This window comes from Sphingobacterium hungaricum, assembly GCF_015210005.1.
Classification (GTDB): Bacteria; Bacteroidota; Bacteroidia; order Sphingobacteriales; family Sphingobacteriaceae; genus Sphingobacterium; species Sphingobacterium hungaricum.
This window is the reverse complement of the sequence record NZ_MU158698.1, coordinates 2,123,570-2,143,643: the sequence shown is the minus strand read 5'-3', so window position 1 is coordinate 2,143,643 and position 20,074 is coordinate 2,123,570. Positions and strand designations below refer to the sequence as shown.

Below are 20,074 nucleotides of genomic sequence, written 5' to 3'. Positions count from 1 at the left end.
TTTTTAATTCAAAATTGAATTTTCATCAAAATTTTCACCTAAAATCATATTTTTCGATACAAACGAAACGAATTCGTATAAAAATTTGCTGTGCCTAAGTGGCCTTTCAGCTATAAAAAAATAATAAATTTTAGAGCGTGAATAACATTGCTAGATTTTTTATAATCTAGTAATCCTCTAAAAACAAATGGATTAACAGCATGAAAAAGCCAACATACTAATAGGATTTACAAACATTTAACATTCTTTAGGATAAGATAAAGTATTATATGAGCGTTATTTGTATACTGAGATTACTATGATTTTGACTATCTTTAAGATAAAATATTGAAAAAGAAATAGGAAATCCATAATTAGTAAGATAAAGAAGGCATTGATACATGAATTAATAGGAAATACACCGCTGCGTAAATGCGGATATTTATCTACCGAAAACAAGACCAATATTTATATTAAAGAAGAGTTTCATAACCCTGGAATGTCTTCTAAAGACCGACCTGCGCTATACATGATTCAGGACGCCATCGCCAAAAATAAAATTAAAAAAGGCGGTGAATTTGTCGAGGCTAGCAGCGGTAATACCGGCTTGGGCATTGCCATGATTGCAAATGAGCTAGGTTTTAAAAGCACAATCTTTGTTTCACAAACCTGTTCGGATGAAAAAATCGCCATGCTTGAAAGTGCGGGTGCGCGCGTGGAAATTTGTGAAAACTCCAATGGATTGCATGATTTCTATTCCACACAGTTTAAAGCACAGTCATATGCGTCTAATCATCCGAATGCATATTTCACCAATCAATATTATAATTCAGGTAATATTAAAGCACATTACCTAACGACTGGCCCTGAAATTTGGGAACAAACCAAAGGAAAAATCACACATTTTATCGTTGGTGTAGGTACTGGCGGAACGATTTCTGGCGTTGGACGTTATTTAAAAGAACAAAATAAAGACATCAAAATATGGGGCGTAGAACCTTCTGGTTCTATTCTGTCGCATTTCCTTGAATACGGCGAAGTTCCGGATGACAATACCAAAATGGAACCGATTGAAGGCATTGGCAGAACATTTGTTCCTGGCTCTTTTGATGGAAAATACGTTGACAAAATTTTTCAGATAGGTTATCAGGAAAGCGCTGACCGCGCTGTTTCTTACCGAAAAGATTCGGGATTGTTAACTGGTTTTTCTAGCGCCGCAGTTATCGCGGCTTTGGATAAATATGTTGAGGACATGGATTTTCAGCCAAATGATTTAGTTGTGTTGCTATTCCCAGACCATGGAAGCCGTTACATCAGTAAGCTGTATGCCGGGGAAACGAATGCTTCATTCGGAAGCTCCATTTTCACAAATCAAAAAATTGCAAGCCAATAAGGGATGTACAAAATAAACTACGAAGATATCGCCATACCCATCGCTTGGCCAGACCAAACTGCTCGAGGTGATGAACAATGGTATTCCTTATTAAAATCGCTTGGCATTATTAAAAACCTAAACTTCAAAGTCGGTCATGCAGCGATTGTGTTGGCTAAAAAAGATACGGGTGAACTTCGGTATTTCGACTTCGGGCGATACATTGCTCCTCGCGGTTACGGGCGCGCGCGCTCATCCAAATTTGACCCGAGGTTAATCCTGCAGACAAGAGCGATTATCGAAGGGGATGAAATCCTGAATTTTGAAGAAATCCTTCATGAGCTTTCGGAGAAAGAAGAAGCTACACATGGTGGCGGACGTCTGTATTGCTCTCAAACCTATCAGGTTAATTTCGATAAAAGCGTTCGATTCGCTGAAGAAATTGTGAATAAAGGCCCGATTCTATACGGAGCTTTAGCAAACAAGAACAACAGCTGCTCGCGTTATGTAGCGCAAATCATGGTTGCGGGTTTGTCGGAAGATGATTCGCGCAAGCGCAATATTCTTTATCCAGAATCGTTAAAACCTAGCCCTACAAGCAATGTGGTGAATGGTGTCGAACATCGGTACGTTTATTGTTACGCTAAGGGTGTTTTGACTAAAATCAAGATGAATCGATTCGCATCGCTGAAGTTTCAGATGGCACAGCTAAAGGATAATTTTTATTCAGATTTAGCGAAATTGCTACCTGACGATTCAAAACCGGGAAAAATAAGCGAATTGCCGAGGCATGAACATCTTCCGATGAATGTGCAGTGGCTTGGTGGAATCGGCGAAGGAGTTTGGATGGAGATTAAACAGGTCGATTCTGTGTATGAAATTTATCGATACAATTCCAATGGAAATATTGATTATGGAGTATTGGCAACTCCGGTAGGTACATTTGATTTGAGCCGGGAATTTCAGTTTACGTATCATATTCACCATGACAAACATGTGTTGATTCAAGACGGGCAGGAAATTGAATTCTTGACAAAACATTCAATTCAAGATGCCGAAATTATAGGATTAGAAAATAAAGAAAGAAGTAAAATAATATAACAAGAATGGAATTAATCATTTTAAAATCAAAGATACATACCGTTAAAGTAACGGAAGCAAATGTAGCTTACAATGGTTCGATTACGATCGATGCAGACTTATTAGACGCTGCCGGAATCAAAAAATACGAACAAGTATACATCAATAATGCGGTTTCAGGAAGCCGGATTATGACTTACGTTATTCCTGGAAAACGCGGAAGTGGCGAAGTATGTATGAACGGTGGAGCAGCGTTGCATGCAAAAGTAGGCGATACAGTCCATATCCTTGCCTTTATCCATTTATCGGAAGAAGTTGCAGAAACTTACCAACCAACATTGGTTTTTACCGAAGGGAATAATCAAATCAAGTCGGTAGAAAAATACAACTACTAATCGAACAAAAACGGAGCAAAATTTTTGCTCCGTTTTATTTACTGAATTTCTTCCATATGCTGATCGAGCAGATAGAGCAGCGATGCAATAGCAGCGACACCTGATTGCAATTCACGGCGATCGACAGCTTCAAAAACATCTTTCTCCGTATGGTGCAAATCAAAATAACGATGCGGATCAGGCCTAAAATTAAACATGATCGTATTTGGAAATTGACGTCCCCAGACTCCTGAATCTACCCCCGGACTTCCCTCTAAAAACCGAGACACCCAAAATTTCTGTTCGAACAAAGGCTTCCAGTTATTCTGGATCCAACTTACTTTTTCTTTCGAAGCTTTGATATCAAATCCACGCGGGGCGAAACCACCCGCATCACTTTCTATGGCCGCAACAATATGTTCTTTTTTCTGGCTCGCTTCTTCCCCATACTTTATAGCGCCTTGAACGCCATTTTCTTCATTCATATAAAACACCAATCGAATGCTGTGTTTGGGTTTGTAACCTAACACCATCAATGTTCGCATTGCATCCAAGGTACCCATCGTGCCTGTACCGTTGTCATGCGCGCCTTCGCCTACGTCCCAAGAATCGATATGCCCTCCTATCGTGATGATATCAGTTGGCTTGTCAGTTCCTTTCCACTCAGCAATGACGTTATGGGTTTCCACCAAACCTTTCCACGCAGAATTCTGTTTGAAATAGACTTTTAATTTTGGATTCGCTTTTAATGTAGTGCTTAATTTCGTTGCGCTTACTGCTGAAATTGCAGCCGCAGGAATACTATCTATGCCTTTGGTATATCCAGTTCCACCAGTGTGCGGATAGGCATCATCGGGAGAAGATGACAAGGAACGGAAAAAATAAGCAACCGCACCAAATTTTGCAGCTTGTGATGGCCCTCGGCTTCGTTGGCTGCTATTCAGTCCATACGCCACGCCTGTCTCTACAATCGACTCATCCCAAGGCTTGTTTACAAAAACAATTTTCCCAGCAACGTTCTCTCCATGTTTTTCTAAATCACTGAGGTTCTCAATTTCCAAGACTTCGGCGGTTATTCCGTCTTTTGGCGTAGCAACAGAACCTCCCAAAGCCAAAACGGCTAACGATTCATTAGATCCTACAATTTTTGCAACTTCCTTTTCTCCCCTATCCCAATAAGGAACAGTTACTTCTTGCAAATACACGCGGTCAAAAGGCAATTTCTCCATTAACCCCTTCGACCAATTAACAGCTTCTTCTGCTTGCGCAGATCCTGCAATCCGATGACCTATTTTTTTCGTTAAATAATGTAGATTTGTATAAGCTTCGCCACGATACAGTGATTCTTCATATATTTTATCCAGCATAATTGAATCTTGCTGCGCAATAAGGGCTGACGGAACGGAAAATAGTAGGTAAATGCTAAATAAGTAATTTTTCATCTTCGTATTAATCGAGATGTTAAACATAACGATAAAAATTGAAAAACATGAATAGAAAACTCCCAAAACCTCCGCTAACAGTGGATTTGCACGCGGATAGTTTTTTGACGGATTACGATCAATATGACTCGGACGAATTGCTCTTGGAGTCTTTGGATCGCTTGCGCGAAACTTTGGATGCCGCGATTTATTGGGAATACACAGAAATCAAATTTATTCATGGACGTGGCAAAGGGATTCTAAAGCAAGAGATCTACCGTTTGCTAGATGACTACAAATATTCAGGAGCGATTAGCCATTATTACCCATCCTATCAAAATGAGGATATTGTGATTGTGATGATCGGTGTATAATCACATCTCCAAGGAAAACTATTAGCAAAAAAAATCCCCGTCAGCGAATGACGAGGATCATGTTTTAAAGTATTTTGACTTTATAGACTCGATAAGGATATTCGGCCATATCCAGGTTTCCATTCCACTGTGGCAAGCGATTTACCTGTGCACATGAGAAATAAAGATAACCATCTGATCCAATCCCTAAAGAATCCGGCCAAATCAATCTTGGATCCTGAACCACGGTAGTTAGTTTTCCGTCAGGACTTAATTTTTTGATTGAATAATCCAATGAAGAAGTTAAGTAAATATTCCCTAGCTTATCGGCTACGAGACCATGCGTAATCACTGTCTCCCAAACATCTTCAACTTGCTTTGCTAACTCGGCTTCAGTTATTGCTTTATCGGCTAAATAACTGGTCTTTATCCGATAAAGATGTGTTTCATTAATAGGTTTGAAATAAAAATATTGATTGTCTTTGGTTAAGGCAATGCCATTAATATTGGATTTAAACGGTTTTCCATTTTCATCGCGCATATCTTTTCCTTCGTAGGAAAGCACCACACTATCCTTTGCAAGCGTATATTCCGTATTCGCCAAAACAGAACGCGAAGAACCGTCTGTCAAATCCAATATCACAATCGACGCCAAGCCCGGATCAGATAAATAGGCAAGCTTTTTATCGGTATCGATGCGCATATCGTTTAACGCTGATTTGGATTTATCCAAATCTTTAAAATCAAATTGATTAACTATTTTATTCGTTTTCAAATCAATTTGAAATAATTTAAACTGCCCTTCTTTTGATTCTTCACTTCCATCCTTCCCAAAAACCGAATTTGCAGAGGCTGGTTTTGAATCTAAAACCCAGAGCTGGTCATTATTGTCCACAAAAAGATCCTGAACATTTACAAAATACGAACCTGCCTTACCTTCTTTTGCATTCCAGCTGTGATTTGGATAGGCGACCCGTTCGCCATTAACAATTTCCGATAGCCCCATTAAATAGGGTTCTCGCCTTGGAAAAGAGACAAACACCCGATTATCCGAAGAAACACTAACTCCAATAGGTTGCGATTTACCAAATTCCGCTACGACCTCTAAATTCGGGTCTTGCTCCAGCGCATTTTGCGCTTGACTTGCCATTGTTATCATTATTAATAAGATTATGCTTACACCTGTTCTCATATATAAATAACATGTAAGAATGTAGTTTGGTTTTTTTAAGTAAAAATTAATAAGTAAAAAGTAAAAAAAACTTTCTAGTTTGATATTTAAAGCGTTTGAAAGCTAGCGCAATAAAGAATAAAATTAAAGATTTCCAACCAATCGTAAAAAAATGGCCTCCTCAATTGAGAAAGCCATTTTTTTATGATTCATTTTATGAAAGGGATATTAATTCTTTGCAGGAATAATGGTCAATTTTCTGAATTCTATCGGGCCATGGTCACCTTGTAAATAAATTGGGCCTGGTTCGCCTTCTTTACTATCTAAAGCACCGCCTGTAATTCCTGGAATTTCTTGTTCGCTAATGATTGTTTTGCCATTAGAAACAATCGTTACCAAACGGCCTATCAGCGTAATTTCATATTTCTGCCATATATTCGGGCCTAAAGTAGCCATCTGGTTTGGCGAAAGGAAACCGTATATTCCTCCGAAATACAAACTGCCTGGGTGTTTGTCCAATGGACTATCTTCGATCTGCAGTTCGTAGCGACCTCTTAAATAAATACCACCATTGCTGCCTTCAGGATATTTAAATTCAGCAATCAGCTTGAAATCTTCAAATTTTTGGTCTGTAATCAAATTCCCCCCGGCTTTTTCATTCACCAGAATGCCATCAACCACCTTCCAGTTTTCTTGATCGCTTGTATTTTTCCAGCCTGTTAAATCTTTGCCATTGAAAAGCTCAATTGCCTCGCCCCATGTTGCATCACTGGTTCTTACTAAATAAGGAGCTCTTTCGCCAGTAAAGGCAGATTTCACGCCTTTATTCGATGTAATCGTTCCTTTAAGACCTTCTCCAGCTAGTTCACCTTCAACCAACACTTCGCCACCGCCGTCTTCCCATTGTGTGGGAATCGCGAAAGAGAATTTGCCATTTTCCAGCTTAATATGCGAAACGGGACGTTGGCTACCGCTGTCGCCAACAAATGCTCCTACCAACGTAGAAAATCCAGATAGTTTGATTTCTAACCAAGATGGAGTTGATTTACCTTCTTTGTCTACCGTCAAATCCCAACGACCCAACAAGTCTTTGGATTCTTCAGGAATCGTCTGCGAAGCCGGATTATGAACTTCTTCCGCTTCTTTGTTTTCTTTATTGTCTGCACATGAGCTGAAACTCAAAGCAGCAATAATCATCATACTTGAACTAATGCGTGTTTTGTTTAACATGAGGATATTGATTTTGAATAAAAGGCATATTCTTGTCCTAAAGCCTATACTGACTTAAGGTCAATGAGTATGCAAAGGCGCAATTATTGTTTTCAATTCTATTTTGCCTAACGTTAAAGGTAATTATTTTATTTAAATTTTGAGCGATTGCTCATTAAAATGGAAAGTAGGCTTGCATATTTTTGTTGAGAAAATGCGTTGCGCCAGCACAATTAAAACAAAAAACCGCTTGGAATTTCTTTCAAACGGTTTGATGCTGTATTTTAAATTAATTTTTCTTTGATAATCTGTAAGTCTCGCTTAAAATCTTCCAGCTCTTGTCTTTGTTGGTTGATAAAAGCATTATCCTCGAGTTTACCGATAACGATTTCCATTTCTTCGTAAGACTCATAAACCATCGCTTTGAATGGATTCACATAATCTTTTTCTCTGGATTTATAAATTTCGCTTAAGATCCATTCTTTTGTGCTTTCGCAATCATCGAAAATCGTATGAAGAAAATCTTGATTCCAGTTCGTATAAGGAACTTCCGAAATTTCCTGTAGCGAAATAATCGCATGTTCCAATTTATGGATTGGGTAAGCGTCGCTTAAATAGTGATACGTTTTATGGACAAATTTCCAAGAATTGATTTCCTTTGATTTAATGCGATCCAACAGATTTTTCAGGTCATTCTTTCGAATTAATTGGCTTCCTACATTTTCAAAAACCGAACGTTTCTGATACTTGATATTTTCGATTAAGATTTGCAACTCGGCATAAGAATGAGTCTTTAGATAGTCGATAATCTGTACAGACGAATAATAAATAATCATCTGTTTCAAAATAGAATAGCCTTCTCTAACCTTAATAAGTTTAACTTTTCTTTTTGAAAATTCAGTATCCAGCAATAGAATTTCCTGTCCAACTAAAGATGTATTGGAATCTAAAATCTGCTTACCGTGAACTTTTAGGATTTCCTGATTAAGCTCATTCGGGTGAAAACTGCGCCCTACTGCAACTTCAATTTCGGTTAATGAAGAAAAAAGTTCATTGACCGTGTCCGGAGCCAAGATTTCGTATTCTAAATATTGATGCTTTAACTGACGCTTATCTCTTGACAGAAATTTATTGGTATTGCGCATAAGCGCATACATATTGTATAAAAACCAATAGCCCGGAACAACAATTAATTCGTCGTTGGCCACATCCAAGCTTACCAATGAGAACGGAATGCGGACATCCAATTCGTGCAAGAAATCGCCTTTCACAATAAGTGTGTAGGATGCGAAACGGGAATTGTGTTTTAAGCTAACGCATAATCCTGGCCAAAACCCTCTCCCGGCAACAATTTCGCCATCTGCAGCGCGAGAATTATGATTTGAACCTACAGTAGCGCCCGCAGCCATGTTGCTCTGCCCTTTAATCATTGAAGCACACAAGAACGAATTGTTATGGTGCTGTTCGTGAGCCGGAAAAATCAATGAATTTAAAACTTCACAACAAGAGATTGTGGAATTGTCTCCCAAGAACGAATTGATTAAGCGAGCGCCGTACTTCAATTGAGAGAATGAAGACAAAAAGAAACGTACAGCTTTGACGCCATAAAAAACCCGGCATCCATAACCAATAATTCCATTGACCAATTCACATCCTTCACCAATCTGTGTATAGGCCTTCTCTGTCGAGTTCACCGTCACGTTCTTAATCTTATTGACTCCTTTGATGTACGCATCGTCGCCAATTTTCACATCTTTCAGGATTCCTGAGTTTTTAATCACACATCGGTCGCCGATCGTGCTATAAAAGCCTCGTTTCCTCGAGAACTCATTTTCAGTAATATCTAAAAATCGTTGCTGTAACTCGTGATCGCCTATGTATTGCGTCCATAGATAGGCATCCGCAGCCTGCATACCGTCAAAAGGAACAATCTTCCGACCGCCATTTTCATTACGCAATTCAAGCTGGACGCGGCGCTCTTCAATCTCACCGACCTTAACCATTCCATTGCCAAACTTGGCTGAATTACTGGTTTCCATTTCGTTGATATTCATCAACATCACTTCGTTGCCAATAATGAAATGAGAAAGGTAGCGCACATTGTGTATCGCTACATAGTCCCCAATGTCTGAACTTATAATCTGAGAATTGTAAATCCCCGAAGTTAATTTGAGGTCGCGGTATTCCAAATAAATGGCATCCATATCACCGATATGGATCAATCCGTAGAATTTTGAATTTTCAATTAATTCGGGATGAAACTTATTCGTAACGAATACATCTTTCCAATTGCTCGAATGGTTATTATTCTTCTCCAATTTCGCAATTTCATCTTCGGATAAATTCCGGTAATAATGCTTTTTTGGATTTTGAAGAAAACGCGCATCGTATTCAGTTTCACCGGCTGAAAGAAATTCAGCGGGAACGAATCCATACCCAATTGCTTCAATTTTGTCTCTTTTTATTCGACTCATAGCCTATTCAACAGTAACAGATTTTGCTAAATTTCTAGGTTTGTCTACATCCACTCCTCGTTCAATACCAATGTAGTACGATAATAATTGAAGCGGGATAACCGCCAATAAAGGTGCAATAACTTCATTACAATTAGGAACAACAATAAAATCATCGGCTAAAGAGCTTGCAATTTCGTCACCTTCAGAAACAATAGCGATTACTTTACCTTTTCTTGCTTTGATTTCCTGCATGTTACTGATGATTTTATCGTGATAGCTATCTTTAGTTGCCACAAAAATCACAGGTAAATTTTCATCGACCAAAGCAATAGGACCATGTTTCATTTCTGCTGCAGGATAACCTTCCGCATGAATGTACGATATTTCTTTTAGCTTCAACGCCCCTTCCAAAGCTGTTGGAAAATTAAATCCTCTTCCTAAAAATAAGGCATCTTGTGCACCGCTATATTTAGAAGCTATGCGCTGGATATTTTCTACTTGATTATTTAAAATAAAATCTACTTTCTCTGGCACTTCTGCCAAATCCAAAAGCAATGTATTGAAACGCTCATCCGAAATCGTTCCTTTAATCTTTGCAATCTTCAATGCGATCAATTGAAGCACTGCCAATTGCGCTGTATAAGCTTTTGTACTCGCCACACCGATTTCAGGTCCAGCATGCGTATACGCACCAGCATGTGAAATACGAGCAATTGATGAACCAACAACATTGACTAATCCAAAGATCGTAGCTCCTTGCTCTTTTGCATTCTCAAGTGCCACTAAGGTATCTGCAGTCTCCCCACTTTGCGAAATCGCAATAATGACATCTTCTTTCGTAATGATTGGGTTTCTGTAACGGAACTCAGAAGCATATTCCACTTCTACATTGATTCTACATAATTCTTCAATCACATATTCGGCCATTAAGCCCGCATGCCAGCTGGTACCACAAGCGACAATAATAATCCTGCGAGCTTGTTTGATTTTATCTTCTATTGCCTCAATACCGCTTAAGGTAACTGACGATTTATCTAAATCCAAACGGCCTCGTAACGAATCAAAAATCGTTTTTGGCTGTTCGAAGATTTCTTTAAGCATAAAATGATCGAACCCTCCTTTTTCAATAGCCGCTAATTCAATATCAAGTTTTTGAACATACGGAGTTATGCGTTCATTCCCTAGATTCTTCAAAATCAATTCATCCGGCCTAACAATCGCTAATTCGTAATCATTAATGTAAACCACTTCTTTCGTGAATTCCAGCATTGGTGATGCATCAGATCCTAAGAAATGTTCACCTTTACCAATACCGATTACCAAAGGACTTCCCTTGCGGGCCGCAAAAATTGTATCTGGATAATCTTGGTCAATCAATAAAATCACATAAGCGCCACTCACTCTTTTCAAAGCAATCCGCATCGCTTCTTCCAGCGTACACTCATTATTCGTTTTAATGTATTCGATGAAATTAAGCAAGACTTCTGAATCGGTATCACTTAGAAAAGTATAGCCTTTGTCCAGCAATTCGCTTTTCAATTGCCCATAATTTTCAATAATTCCATTGTGGATCATGGCAAGATTTCCTGACGCAGAAACATGAGGGTGTGAATTGCGGTCAGAAGGTTCACCATGCGTAGCCCAACGTGTATGTCCGATTCCAATGTTTGAGGTTTTATCATAAATCGAAGCAAAGTTTTCTAGAACAGAAACCTTTCCTTCTTTTTTATAAACAGCTAAGGAGTCGCCTTTATGCAATGCGATACCCGCACTATCATATCCTCGATACTCTAGCTTTTTTAGACCTTCTAAAACGATTGGATATGCTTGACGATATCCCGTGTAACCTACTATTCCACACATATATAATTGATCTTAAAACATGACAAATATAAAATAATATTTCACGCAATCGATTGCAATCTTAACAAAAAAAAATACCAGCAATTTTCTTGCTGGTATTTTGTTAGTGATAAAACTTGTAACCTACTCCTTTTACCGTTGCGACATAGTTGTCGCCAATTTTTTCTCTGAGTTTTCGAATATGAACATCAATAGTACGATTAGTAACTACGACAGAATCTTCCCAAATGCTCTTCAATATTTTTTCTCTAGTAAATACTTTATTTGGCTTTGAAGCCAATAAATACAATAGTTCAAACTCTTTTTTCGCTAAAGTAATTTTTTCTTCTCCACGGTAAACCAGAAATGAATCACGGTCGATAACTAAATCCAAAATCTCTAACTTATCTGTAACTTCATGTGCTGAGTCAGAAGAATTTCTTCTTAATATAGCGTTAATACGGCTCATCAAGGCACGAGGCTTAATGGGTTTGGCAATGTAATCATCTGCACCAACATTAAATCCAGCAATTTCAGAGTATTCTTCGCTTCTTGCGGTAAGAAAAACCATGAACGTATGCTTGAATTCAGGAAGCGAACGCATCAATCGACATGCTTCTATACCATCCATTTCGGGCATCATCACATCAAGTATGATTAAATCAGGGTTAACTTCTTTAGCAACCTTAATTCCCTCTTTCCCATTGGACGCAGTAAACACCTGATAACCTTCTTTGGTTAAATTATAGCTGATTAATTCTACAATGTCTTGTTCATCGTCAATAACAAGTATTTTCTGGTTGGTACTCATAAGTAAAATTTTTACTAAAATATGAACTTAATGGTAAGGTAAGGTTAATCAAATGTTATCAAATTGTTAACCGTAATTAATATAATATTAATCAGCGATAATTCACCGCTAAAGAATATGCTCAGAAAGAAAATTTTCAAGCTCCTTGCCTCGAAGATTTTTCCCTATTATAATCCCATCTTTATCAACAATGTACGAAGCTGGAATCGCTTTCAACCTATACTTAATGACCAAATCCGAACTCCAAGCCTGCAAATCAGAAACTTGAGTCCAATCCAATTGATCGTCTTTGATTGCGCGCATCCATGATCCCGGATTATTATCCAAAGAAACACCAAAAACTGTAAATCCTTTATCTTTATATTGATTATACAACCGTACGATATTCGGATTTTCTTGACGGCAAGGAACACACCAAGAAGCCCAAAAGTCGATCAGCGTATATTTCCCTTTAAAATCTGAAAGCTTCACCACCTTATTATCAGGTGTAAACGATTCAAATTCCGGTGCGGGTTGTCCAATCGCCAACACTTTCAATTTTGCGGCTTCTTCCTTAAATTGGATAACGTAGCGATTATCAGGAAACTCATCTTTAATCTGGTCGCTATAAGCGATAATTTCATTTTCAGCAAGCTCAGGATCTAAGGTACTCATCGCATAAAACCCTGCGAGGTTTGGATGCTTTGAGGCAAAGTCTACCGCTTGTTGCGTGTATTGGTTTAATTCAGATCTAAATTTACCTAAAAATTCCACACGCAATTCATCAATCTGATCCGAAGTTTTGTTATTGGATTTTTTAGCAAATTCGGACTGCAATGAATCTTCAACAAACTTCTTGCGGGAAGTATAAGGAGCAAACTCCTTCAAATCAGAAGAAAGCTGTGAGCCTTCAATGCTGTACTGTTCTGGATTTTGTAAATCTGTGGTAAAGTTAACTTCAGCACCTGGTTCCAAAATAATTGGATATTTGTTTTTGCCTACTTCTAGCGACAACAACCTGCCTTGGCTCGATAATCGCTCAAATTTGAACCGATTGCCATCCCCAAGAAAAACGGAATCCAATTTTATATCTCCTTCATAAAAAGCCACGACTTTTATATTTCCTGGATTCTCTATCGTTCCAGAAATAGAAATACTATCCTTGTTTTGGCAACTAAAAAAAAGTGCACTTAAAAGAATAAAAATAAACCTATTATAAGGATTGTTCATAGTTTGTTTTATTAATTCAAAAATTCTTTTGCTCGCGCAATAGCAGATTGCAAGCCCGTACTATTTTTTCCACCAGCAGTTGCAAATGTCGGCTGACCGCCTCCACCGCCTTGGATATCCTTTGCTAAATCCTTGACGATCGTGCTCGCATTAAGATTATGCGATTTCACCAATTCTTCGGAGACGACAACGGTTAGATTAGGCTTGTCATCGTTATTGGTAGCAACGACTAAGAATAGATTTGGCACAGATCCTTTCAAAGCATAAGCCAACGTTTTGACGGCTTCCGAATTGGGAAGGTCAACTTCTACCGCTAAGAAATTTATGCCATTAATTGTTTCGAATTTATCTTCCAATTTCTGTTTCAAAGCCAATGACTTCTCTAAGATATTATTCTGGATTTCTTTTTTGAGATCAGCATTTTCTTCAATTAAGCCAGAGAATGTTGCTACAAAATCTTTTGGATTTTTAAGCAACTCTTGAAGCTTGTTGAACAATTCAAATTTCTCCCGGATTACCGCAGCGGATTTTGTACCCGTGATTGCTTCAATTCTCCGCACACCGGCCGCAACAGCAGATTCGGAGATAATTTTAAAGAAACCAATCTGTCCGGTAGCTTTAACATGCGTACCGCCACATAGTTCATTCGAAAAGTTACGGTCGAAAGTCACCACACGAACAAAATCTCCATATTTTTCACCGAATAAGGCGTTCACTCCTGAATCCAATGCTTGTTGCAATGGCACGTGCCTTTGTTCGGTCAAAGGAATATTCTCCCTGATTTTGGCATTGACAATGTCTTCTACTTCCTTAATTTCTTCATACGTGATTTTCGAAAAATGCGAAACATCAAAACGTAAAATATCAGGAGAAACTAAGGAACCTTTTTGATTGACATGGTCACCCAAAACTTGTTTCAAAGCAGCATGCAATAAGTGCGTTGCAGAGTGGTTATTTTCGGTATCCAATCTTTTCTGTTTATCAACGACCGCATGAAAAGTTGCTTGGATATTCGTTGGCAGATCATTTGTAAAATGAACAATCAGTCCATTTTCCTTTTTGGTGTCAACCACAAAAATCTTTTCGTTAGTTTCTTTCTGAAGCAAATATCCTGTATCGCCAACCTGCCCGCCACCTTCTGCATAAAAAGGAGTTTGAGACAGAACTAATTGATATTGATCTTTGCCTTTAGAAGTTACTTTGCGGTATTGGATGATCTGGCAGTCAGTTTCCAAAAAGTCATACCCTAAAAATTCGGACTCTTCATTTCCATGAACTAGCACCCAATCTCCCGTATCTACTGCTGTAGCTGAGCGAGAACGTTCTTTTTGGCTCTGCAATGCTTCTTGAAAAGCAACCATATCCACATCCAAATTCTTTTCTCTAGCCAGAAGCTGTGTTAAGTCAATCGGGAATCCGTAAGTATCAAACAATTCAAAAGCGAACTGACCATCGATGGCCTCTTTATCTACTACATACGATTCGAACCTTGAAATTCCTGTCGTCAACGTGCGAAGGAAAGAAACTTCTTCTTCCAAAATCACTTTTTGAACAAAGCTCTGCTGCTGGATCAATTCATCAAAAACGCCTTCAAACTGTTGCGCCAATAATGGAACGAGCTCATTGAAAAATGGATTTTTAAATCCTAAAAAAGTATACGCATAGCGAACAGCACGGCGAAGGATTCGACGAATCACATAGCCCGCTTTATTATTAGATGGCAATTGTCCGTCAGCGATTGCAAAACTTACAGCGCGAATATGGTCACTGATGACGCGCATCGCAATGTCAGTTGTCTCTGCTTCTCCGTAAGGTATTCCTGATTTTTCTGAAATAAAATTAATCAAAGGCTGAAAGACATCCGTATCGTAATTTGATGTTTTATTTTGGATGGCACGAACCAACCGTTCGAATCCCATTCCGGTGTCCACATGCTTCGCCGGCAAGAATTCTAAATCGCCGCTTTTTAGGCGATTGAATTGCATGAATACAAGATTCCAAACCTCAATAACTTGTGGATGATCTGCATTCACCAATTCCTGTCCAGGCTGATTTAATCGCTCTTGTTCGGAACGCATATCGTAATGGATTTCACTGCAAGGACCGCAAGGACCTGTTTCACCCATTTCCCAGAAATTATCTTTTTTATTTCCTAATAGAATCCTGTCTTCGGCAATCCATTTTTTCCAGTGATCATAAGCTTCGTCATCACGTTGCAGACTTTCTGTTGCATCACCTTCAAAAATAGTCACATACAAGCGATTTTTATCCAATTTATAGACTTCGGTCAATAATTCCCAAGCCCATTCAATCGCTTCCTTTTTAAAGTAATCACCAAACGACCAATTCCCCAGCATCTCAAATAAAGTGTGGTGATACGTATCAATACCGACTTCTTCCAAGTCATTATGCTTACCTGAAACACGCAAACAACGTTGGGTATCAGCGACTCTTGAATAGGTTATGGCGGTTTGTCCTAGAAATAATTCTTTAAATTGATTCATCCCGGCATTAGTGAACATTAACGTCGGATCATTCTTAATTACAACAGGTGCGGAAGGAACTATTTGATGTGCTTTGCTTTTAAAAAAGTTTAAATATGCATCGCGGATTTCTCTATTAGTCATGAAAATTATTATGCTATTCTTTTATGCAAACTTACTCAAAATAGCTGATTAAATAAGAGAATTACACCGCTTAAGACCAAGAATCCATAAAAATTTTGTAAATTGGAATTCATTTGCCACATAGATAGGATATGCATAAAAATATTTTAGTACCAACAGATTTTTCAGACGATGCTTTTTACGCCGCTAAATTCGCCTGTAATTTAGCCATTGAGAAAAACCTGGGAATTCATTTATACCATTTTTATACTTCTGCTTCAGCAGGATTCAATGAAGAAACAGAAAGCGACGAAGATGAGAAGGGACAATTGCTGCAAGCTGACTTAACAATGGTCGAAATAAAAAAGCAATTAAATAATTTATTTCCTTCAGTTGAAATCAATAGCACTTGCAGCCGCGGATTATTGCAAGAGAAACTACCTAAAATAGCCGATCAAGATGGGTACGAGCTAATCGTGATGGGAACAACGGGCGATTCAGAAAAAAAATCAATCGTTTACGGCAGCAACACTTCGGCAATCAGTTCGAAATCACCGATTCCTGTTATTGCAATTCCGAATGGACACGAAGAATTTAACTTCCGTAAAATAGGCTTATTGACAAATTTCAAAACGGATGAAATAGAAACTTTGATTGAGTATATTCATTTGATTGGAGACATTGAAGAACTATACCTTATACATGTTTATAAAGAAGATGATGTTGCTTCTGAAGTGAATGAGCGACTGGAATCGTGGTCATACAATATCCGAGAAATAGATGGCGTTAAACATGTAATAACATTGAGTGACCATATTTCTAAAGATGATGTCGAAATGGATTCTATTTCGGAAGTTGTGAATCTGATGATTTCTAAAAACAATTTAGACCTTATACTGGTTAATAAAACAAGAAAATCATTTTTCGACCGTATTTTTAAACCTTCTATTTCTAAAGAAATAGCATTAGACATAAAAGTTCCAACATTTTTTGACAAAATAAATTAACATGAAAAAGCTATTAATACCCATTGATTTTTCTGAAAACTCGACAAAAGCTTTGGCTTATGCGGCAGAGATTGCGAATGAAAGCGGGCACGAATTGGATTTGATTCATATATTTAAAGGTCATGATCATATTTATGCCAATGCCTTATCTGGAGATGAACTAGTTGACCCTCAAATTGGCCTTGCCAAAAGAGAATTAACAAAATTAACGAAAGTCCTGCATGAAAAATATCCTTCACTGATTACCAATTTCTTCTTTAGCGATGGAAATCTATTTGAGGAAATAAGCCGACAAACCGCAAGCACAAAGTATGATGCGATCATTATGGGAACAAAAGGCTCATCGGGCTTAGAGTCTATTTTTATCGGAAGCAATACCTACAACGTGTTATTAAACACGAGAACACCTGTTTTGGCGCTACCGATCAGTGTTGAACATGTCAAAAAAGACAAAGTCGGTTTGCTTTGCAATTTTAAAGACGCGGAGATTGATGTCTTAAAACAAGCCCTTCCCCTATTCGGAATTGATTACGAGCTTGTATTGATACATATCAATGCGGACGATTCGCCAATTCAAGATATCGATGATAAGTTTAAAAATTGGATTGATCGGATTGCAAAAGAAACTGGAATTGATAATATTTCATACGTGATCAAACCAAAATCTTACTATATTCACCAAAGCGATACAATCTCCAATTCGATCGTCAATGTAATCATCGACGAGGGCATTGAAGTCATATTGATTACGAAAAGTAAGAAAAGTATTTTCCGCAAAATGCTGGATGAAAATATCGTTAAAAATATGGCCTATCAAATCAATATTCCAAAGTTTTTTGCGAAAGTGCTTCCGGTTACAAAATAAAATACGGCGATACAGCTGGATGATGAAATTTTATTCACTTAATAACCAATACATTATGTAAGCCTCGAATTTAAATCCATTTTTTGGCAAAACTTTTGCGTCGACCTTGATGTTAACTACAAAAACAACATAATTGATTTTTATGAAAAAATTTGACTTAAAAAAAATTGCAGTTTTAGCTGCAGCTGGATTTATTGCAACCTCATCCTTTGCACAATCGACTAAAACAGGATCTGTTGAAGGCACAACACCGTTTGGTGCTGAAACTCAATACAGAACTTGGTCTGTGGGTTTGAATGCAGGTCTATTAAATCAATCAAACATATTCGGCTTCAACCGCGATGGGTTTGACAAATTAGAGCACACGTTGGGATACAGTGCTTATATCAAAAAGCAAATTTCGCCTTCTTTCGGATTGAAAGCTCAATACTTTGGCGGAAAGGTTTCTGGAATCAATGAATCAGCGGCAGCTACCGATGTCAGTAAATTCGACACTAAAATGCCTTGGTCAGCAGCGATTTCCGGAGAATGGACTTTGGCTAACACAAACTGGAGATTTTTCAACAGCTTCATCAAACCTTACTTTGCGGTTGGTTTAGGAGCAATGAATTTCGAAACAATGACAACTGTTGGTACAACTGAAAGCACAGCAGAATCTCAAACAAAATTATACGTTCCTGCTGACTTCGGATTTAAGTTTGCTGTCGCAAAAGGAATCAACTTAGATTTAGGTTACCAATTAAATTGGGCTAACCAAGATTTTGACGGTGTTACAGGTGGTCAATACAAAAGCGATTTATTCTCTTATGCGCATGCAGGTCTAGAAATTGCTTTAGGTAATGGGTCGAAACCAGCATTGAACAACTCTAACCCAGTTGCTACTTTAGTTTCTGATGTCAACAAAAAATACGATGATCTTAAAGCAGATCGTGATGCACTAGCTGCAGCTAATTTATTGTTAGCGGCAGATTTGCTTAAAGTTAATGAAGAATTAAAAGATGACGACGGTGATGGTGTTGCCAATAAATTTGACAAATGTCCAAACACGCCTGCTGGTGTTAAAGTTGATGGTGCTGGATGTCCTTTGCCAGAAATGAAAAACGAAACAAAAGTTATCGAGAAAATCGTAATTACTGAAGAAGACAAAAAAGTAGTTGACGAAGCGATCAAAAACTTAGAATTCGATTTATCAAAATCTACAATCCGTCCAAGTTCATACCCATCTCTTAACAGAGTTGCCGAACTTTTAATTGAGAAAAACTTCAGCTTAAAATTAGCTGGACACACTGATAACACTGGTTCATTACAGTTGAACTTAAGATTATCGAAAGAAAGAGCTGAATCGGTAAAAGCATACTTAGTATCGAAAGGCGCTAACGCTTCAAGAATCGAAGCTACAGGTTACGGTCCAAACCAACCAATTGCAACAAATGCAACTGCTGAAGGCCGTCAACAAAACCGCCGTGTAGAATTCACATTATTTTAGTAGGTACTAAAACATAATTTTAAAATAGGGCTTAGCAATAAGCCCTATTTTTTTTATTATTTTCTCACGAGTCGATAGCATTGAAGCAACTTCATTTTATTTATATTGGAATAAAAGCAACAAGCTACCAAGGCTTGTAATCGCTTTCAATCGCTTTAGTTAAATCAAATTCTACAGTAAATAGTCGATCAGAACCTATCCTTCTTAAATTATACGAAAACTTTTTACCATCCATTGTTATCCACCACACATTCTGGCAAGCGTAGTCAATCAGCTGACAAGTTTCTCCATCTGCTGGAAACATTTGAATAGTTGGACTACCGGAATTAGTAGCTGTTCCGCCATAATAGGTGATTTCGTCCCGAGTGCCATCCTCATGCCGATGATCGTGCTTTAATTCCAATACATTATTTGAATAGCTCAGGATCCAAGTTCTGGATTTATTTTCACCAACAAAAAAAGGGATTTTGACCTGGCGGTCTTCGTAAGACAAAACCTGCATGATTAGTTTTTCTCCAGTAAACCCATCTCCTTCTTTGCCTCCGGCAATAATTTTTCCTTCAAAATAAAGGCCTTTCAAGTCTTTAAATTGTTCCAAAAATAGTTTTGAATTTGGTTTTTCTTGACAAAATACTGCGGAACTGAAAGCGATGAAAACAATAAAAAGGACAATTTTCTTCATTAGAAATTTATTTTATTTTTGATAAAGACCTGAATATATGACTTTAAAAGGCGTAAACGCGGAAATAAAATATAATTAATTGATTATTATGATTTTCCAATTATTGTACTTACCTTTGCAACGCCTTAGGCAATTGTGCCTATTGTATATT

16 protein-coding genes are annotated in these 20,074 nt (G+C 37.9%); 7 read left to right on the top strand and 9 right to left on the bottom strand.

Annotated features, from left to right (window positions below):
• Positions 1-373: 373 nt before the first annotated feature.
• The 3 genes from C4F49_RS12515 to panD are packed head-to-tail and all read left to right on the top strand — an operon-like array spanning position 374 to position 2,826.
• Positions 374-1,372, top strand: coding sequence for a PLP-dependent cysteine synthase family protein (locus C4F49_RS12515; protein ID WP_196936172.1), 999 nt, complete (start codon positions 374-376; stop codon positions 1,370-1,372).
• A 3-nt stretch (positions 1,373-1,375) separates the two neighbouring features.
• Entirely contained in the window at positions 1,376-2,452 is a 1,077-nt protein-coding gene (locus C4F49_RS12510) for a DUF6695 family protein (RefSeq protein WP_196936171.1), read from the top strand.
• Between the two features lie 5 nt (positions 2,453-2,457).
• Positions 2,458-2,826, top strand: a complete 369-nt coding sequence (panD, locus tag C4F49_RS12505; protein WP_196936170.1) for an aspartate 1-decarboxylase — start codon at positions 2,458-2,460, stop codon at positions 2,824-2,826.
• Between the two features lie 38 nt (positions 2,827-2,864).
• Here the strand turns inward: panD and C4F49_RS12500 are convergent, their stop codons facing one another.
• Positions 2,865-4,247, bottom strand: coding sequence for a M20/M25/M40 family metallo-hydrolase (locus C4F49_RS12500; protein WP_196936169.1), 1,383 nt, complete (start codon positions 4,245-4,247; stop codon positions 2,865-2,867).
• Between the two features lie 47 nt (positions 4,248-4,294).
• On the opposite strand from C4F49_RS12500, the gene C4F49_RS12495 reads away from it, so the two are divergent.
• On the top strand, positions 4,295-4,600 hold the full coding sequence (locus C4F49_RS12495; protein ID WP_196936168.1) for a Smr/MutS family protein: 306 nt from the start codon (positions 4,295-4,297) through the stop codon (positions 4,598-4,600).
• Positions 4,601-4,664: 64 nt separating this feature from the next.
• Here C4F49_RS12495 and C4F49_RS12490 read toward each other — a convergent pair whose 3' ends face one another.
• The 7 genes from C4F49_RS12490 to alaS form a co-directional block, all read right to left on the bottom strand.
• Positions 4,665-5,729 (bottom strand): major royal jelly family protein, encoded by a 1,065-nt coding sequence (locus C4F49_RS12490; protein ID WP_231388304.1) that lies wholly within the window; start codon positions 5,727-5,729, stop codon positions 4,665-4,667.
• Between the two features lie 249 nt (positions 5,730-5,978).
• The gene (locus C4F49_RS12485) at positions 5,979-6,980 is read right to left on the bottom strand and encodes a 3-keto-disaccharide hydrolase (protein WP_231388303.1); all 1,002 of its coding nucleotides are present in this window, start codon (positions 6,978-6,980) and stop codon (positions 5,979-5,981) included.
• Positions 6,981-7,243: 263 nt separating this feature from the next.
• The gene (locus C4F49_RS12480; protein WP_196936166.1) at positions 7,244-9,433 is read right to left on the bottom strand and encodes a DUF4954 family protein; all 2,190 of its coding nucleotides are present in this window, start codon (positions 9,431-9,433) and stop codon (positions 7,244-7,246) included.
• Between the two features lie 3 nt (positions 9,434-9,436).
• Entirely contained in the window at positions 9,437-11,278 is a 1,842-nt protein-coding gene (glmS, locus tag C4F49_RS12475) for a glutamine--fructose-6-phosphate transaminase (isomerizing) (protein ID WP_196936165.1), read from the bottom strand.
• A 103-nt stretch (positions 11,279-11,381) separates the two neighbouring features.
• Positions 11,382-12,068: a response regulator transcription factor gene (locus C4F49_RS12470; RefSeq protein ID WP_196936164.1), complete on the bottom strand. Its 687-nt coding sequence runs from the start codon at positions 12,066-12,068 to the stop codon at positions 11,382-11,384.
• Positions 12,069-12,176: 108 nt separating this feature from the next.
• Complete coding sequence (locus C4F49_RS12465; RefSeq protein ID WP_196936163.1) at positions 12,177-13,277, bottom strand: TlpA family protein disulfide reductase; 1,101 nt, start codon at positions 13,275-13,277, stop codon at positions 12,177-12,179.
• Positions 13,278-13,288: 11 nt separating this feature from the next.
• Positions 13,289-15,904 carry an alanine--tRNA ligase gene (gene alaS / locus C4F49_RS12460; RefSeq protein ID WP_196936162.1) on the bottom strand — a complete coding sequence of 872 codons (2,616 nt, stop codon included), beginning with the start codon at positions 15,902-15,904 and terminating at the stop codon, positions 13,289-13,291.
• Positions 15,905-16,035: 131 nt separating this feature from the next.
• Here alaS and C4F49_RS12455 point away from each other — a divergent pair, with 131 nt between their 5' ends.
• The 3 genes from C4F49_RS12455 to C4F49_RS12445 all read left to right on the top strand — a co-directional run bounded on the left by C4F49_RS12455 (position 16,036) and on the right by C4F49_RS12445 (position 19,241).
• Positions 16,036-16,890: a universal stress protein gene (locus C4F49_RS12455; protein ID WP_196936161.1), complete on the top strand. Its 855-nt coding sequence runs from the start codon at positions 16,036-16,038 to the stop codon at positions 16,888-16,890.
• Between the two features lies 1 nt (position 16,891).
• A complete protein-coding gene (locus C4F49_RS12450) occupies positions 16,892-17,755 on the top strand; it encodes a universal stress protein (protein WP_196936160.1) in 864 nt (287 codons plus the stop codon).
• A gap of 142 nt (positions 17,756-17,897) precedes the next feature.
• Complete coding sequence (locus tag C4F49_RS12445; protein ID WP_196936159.1) at positions 17,898-19,241, top strand: OmpA family protein; 1,344 nt, start codon at positions 17,898-17,900, stop codon at positions 19,239-19,241.
• Positions 19,242-19,365: 124 nt separating this feature from the next.
• On the opposite strand, the gene C4F49_RS12440 is transcribed toward C4F49_RS12445, so the two are convergent.
• Positions 19,366-19,923: a hypothetical protein gene (locus C4F49_RS12440; RefSeq protein WP_196936158.1), complete on the bottom strand. Its 558-nt coding sequence runs from the start codon at positions 19,921-19,923 to the stop codon at positions 19,366-19,368.
• Between the last annotated feature and the right edge of the window lie 151 nt (positions 19,924-20,074).